Annotated in this window: 1 protein-coding gene; it reads right to left on the bottom strand. The window is 66.6% G+C overall.

All coding sequences use genetic code 11. The features are described 5' to 3' along the window. A partial coding sequence (locus AB0O89_RS15040; protein ID WP_341580142.1) for an IS481 family transposase occupies positions 1-991 on the bottom strand: 991 nt, incomplete at its 3' end. Positions 992-1,105 lie beyond the last annotated feature (114 nt).

The raw sequence follows: 1,105 nt of genomic DNA, 5'->3' as shown, positions 1-1,105 counted from the left end.
TGTGATGTCCAGGCAGGTTGTTGAGTCTGCTGAAGGGTGCGGCTCCGATTGCGGAGTGGCGTCTGTGCTGATTGTAGAAGTGCAGCCAGCCGGGGAGCGCGGCGCGACGTTCGGTGTCTGAGGGGTAGAAGCGGGCGTAGGCCCAGCCGTCGGCGAGGGTGCGGTGAAAGCGCTCTATTTTCCCGTTGGTCTGTGGGCGGTAGGGGCGGGTCCGTTTGTGCCGGATGCCGAGCGCGGTGCAGGCGTCGCGCCAGGCGTGGGAGCGATAGGCCGACCCGTTGTCGGAGAGGACTCGCTCGATGGTGACGCCGCGGTCAGCGAACCAGGCGACGGCCCGCTCGAGCACGCCGATCGCGGTGACGGACTTCTCGTCCGCGCAGATCTCGACGTAGGCGACGCGGGAGTGATCGTCGATCACGGTGTGCAGGAATGCCGTGCCGATGTTGGGATGCCCCTTCTCGGTGTATCCGGCGCCGGCGCGGGCGGCGCGCTGCTTGTTCTGCTTGCCTTGCTGCTTGCCGACGAAGCGCCAGCCGCCGCCGTCGGGGATGTTGCCGAACTTGGTCACGTCGACGTGGATCATTGACCCGGGATGGTCGTGCTCGTAGCGGCGGATGGGCTCGCCTGTGACCCGGTCGATGTGGCTGAGCCGGTTGATCCGTGCCCGCACCAGCACCGCGTGGACAGTCGAGGCGGGAACGCCAAGCTCGCCGGCGATCTGCACCGGACCCAGCCGTCGACGCCACCGCAATCGCACGATCCGTTTCACCATCGCGGGCGGCGTCTTGGACGGCATCGATCGTGGACGGCTGGAGCGATCAATCATTCCCGCGGGCCCTTCGGCCCGGAACCGGGCCGCCCACTTCCGGGCGGTCGGCGGTGAGGTCATGAACATCTTCGCCGCGGCGCCGACCGGCCAATGCTCTTCGACGATGAGCTTTGCCAGCCGCAACCGAGCACGCGGGGTGAGAGCAGCGTTAGCGTGGGACACGAAGGCCTCCTGTGTGTGTGAGCGGTTCCTAGACAGCTCCACTCTCGCAACGGGAGGCCTTCGTCCGTCAGCAGATCACACTCGATTCACGCAACAACGTCCCTGGACATCACA

This window comes from Microbacterium sp. NPDC076895 (genome assembly GCF_040687115.1).
Classification (GTDB): domain Bacteria; phylum Actinomycetota; class Actinomycetes; order Actinomycetales; family Microbacteriaceae; genus Microbacterium.
The sequence above is the reverse complement of the archived record's forward strand: the minus strand, read 5'-3'. Positions and strand labels throughout refer to the sequence as shown.